Here is a 2,534-nt window from a genome sequence, read left to right on the forward strand (position 1 = left end):
CGGGGGGGGGGGGGCCCCCGGGGCCGTTCCCGCGCGGGGATCGGGCCGGTCCACGAGGGCCGTCGGGGTACGGCCCAGGTCAGGACAGCTTCGCGCCGATGTGGATGGCCACCGCGTCGTGCGCGTTGATGTTCGCGGCGAACCAGCCGCTGGAGTCCACGGTGATCACCGGTCCGCTGCACGAGCCGTTGCTGTAGTCACCGTGGATGACGTCGCAGTACCGGCCGGCGGGCAGGCCGGTGTAGTACGAGCGGCCGGTGATCGCGAAGTCCTCGTCGTTGATCGTCAGGTAGCCCCTGCCGGCCCGGCTGAACGCGATGTGCTGCCAGCCGTTGTCGTACCAGTTGGCGACCGACGCGCCCTGGGTGGCGTTGTTGAAGCCGACCATGTTGGCGATGACCCGCCAGCGGTGCTCGCACTCCCAGCCGGAGTAGCAGGTGGTGTTCAAGGTCTTGTTGTTGGCGTCCGAGGGCGGGCCCTGGTCCTTGTTGCTGAACGTGAAGCTCGACATCACCGCTGGGGTGCCGTACGGCCAGGCCAGCATGAACGCGTTCGCCAGGGCGTACTCGCCGCGGTCCTTGTAGGTGAGCACGCCGCCGTCGCGCTGGGTGTCGTGGTTGTCGGTGAAGACCACCGCCTGGCTGCCCGGCAGGTAGCCCCAGGCCTCGCCGAAGTTCTTCAGGTACGCCAGCCGCTCGCTGTTGAACATCCGGGCGAGGTCCTTGCCGTACCGGAACTCGTGCACGTCCCCGTTGCCGGTGTACTCGGTCGGCTGGATCGGCTCCCCGGCGCCGTAGATGACCTCCTGCACCAGGTACGCCGAGCGGGAGAGCTTGCCCTTGATGGCGGCGATGTCGGCGGCCGGCATGTGCTTGCTGGCATCCAGCCGGAACCCGTCCACGCCCAGCGACAGCAGGTCGTTCATGTACGTGGCCAGCCGGGTGCGGACGTAGTCGGTCTCGGTGGCCAGGTCGGCCAGGTTGACCAGCTCGCAGTTCTGCACCTCGTACCGGTCGCCGTAGTTGACGATGTCGTCGTTGCCGTTGCGGCCGCAGTGGTGGAAGTCCTGCGACCCGTAGTTGCCCGGGTAGCTGTAATGGCCGTACGTGGTGCCGGCCCAACCGGTGCCGCCGTTGTCCTGGCCGGACATGTGGTTGACGACGGTGTCGACGAGGACCTTCACGCCGGCGTTGTGGCAGGTGTTCACCATCGCCTGGAACTCCGCGCGGGTGCCCTTGCGGGACTCGATCCGGTAGCTGACCGGCTGGTAGGCGACCCACCACGGGTTGCCCTTGACGTGCTCCTGGGGCGGCGAGACCTGCACGAAGCCGTAGCCCTTCGGGCCGAGCGTGGAGGTGCACTCGCTGGCCACCGAGTTCCAGTTCCACTCGAAGAGCTGGACGATCACCTTCTTGCTGCCGGGGGTGGTCGCGGCGGCCGGGGGCGCCGCCACGGCGGTCGGGACGATCAGGCCGGCGGCCAGGCCGAGGGCGAGGGTGGCAGAGCGGCATCTGCGGCGATGCATCTGGACTCCTGAAGGTGCGGGGGACGGGGTGTGGGGGGAGCGCTGCGGTGCCGGGTTCTTGCAGTGCCGGCTGAAATTTTTCGGCAAGGTTACAAGCGTGTTGCAAGAGCTGTCAACGGATGGAAATACGTCGTTGTGCGACCGAGCAATTTCGCCGCCGGACTCATCCGCTCGCGACGTCCGTCCGTACTGGAGGGGGAGCAGGCGCCGCGAGAGATCGAGGAGCAGATGGCCCGGGCACAGCAGAACGACAAGGCCGTGACCGTCCGCACCACCAGCAGCAGCCGAGGTGCCCGGACGATGTCGAAGCCGGCGATGGTCACGCTCGGCGCGTCCGTGCTGGCCCTGGTCTGGGCCGGCCTCGAACTGGCCGGCGCGGGCACCACCCTGTACGCGTACGGCTTCTTCTTCACCGAGTTCTTCGCCGGGGTGGTCGCCCTGGTCTCGCTCAGCCTCACCGTGATGCTGGGGCTGCTCGCCACCGACCGGCTGGTGCTGCTCATCCGGCACCGGGTGCTGCTCCAGTCGGCGCACCGGGCCACCGGCATCCTCGCCGTGGCCGGCCTGGTCTTCCACGTCGTCACCAAGGTCGCCATCGGCCGGGCCGCCCCGACCGACGCCGTCGTGCCGTTCATCGGCGGCACCGGCCTCTACGTCGGGCTGGGCACCGTCGCCGCCTTCCTCATGGTGAGCGTGCTCTGGACCGGGCTGATCCGGGTCCGCTTCGCCGGGGTCGGCCCCCGGTGGTTCTGGCGCGCGCTGCACTCGATGGCGTACGTCTCCTGGCCGTTCGCCCTGATCCACGGCCTCAACGCCGGCCGCGCCGCGAAGACCTGGGTGGTCCTCAGCTATCTCGCCTGCGTGCTGCTGGTGGTGGTGGCGCTGCTGGTCCGCCTCTCCGTCCACCTCGGCCGGCGCAGCCGGGAGCAGCACCAGGCCGCCGCCCTCAACCAGGCGATGACCGGCAGGGACGAGGGCAGGGGCCGGCTCGCCGCGCTGACCCGTCGGC

Annotated in this window: 2 protein-coding genes; one reads left to right on the forward strand and one right to left on the reverse strand. The window is 69.5% G+C overall.

Annotated features, from left to right (window positions below; translation table 11 throughout):
• Positions 1–79 precede the first annotated feature (79 nt).
• Entirely contained in the window at positions 80–1,525 is a 1,446-nt protein-coding gene (locus ACWEVO_RS34840; protein WP_452311663.1) for an alpha-amylase, read from the reverse strand.
• 135 nt (positions 1,526–1,660) lie between these two features.
• On the opposite strand from ACWEVO_RS34840, the gene ACWEVO_RS34845 reads away from it, so the two are divergent.
• Positions 1,661–2,534: ferric reductase-like transmembrane domain-containing protein (locus tag ACWEVO_RS34845; RefSeq protein ID WP_452311664.1), on the forward strand; the 874-nt coding region annotated here is incomplete at its 3' end.

The sequence above is a fragment of the Micromonospora sp. NPDC003776 genome, assembly GCF_053605645.1.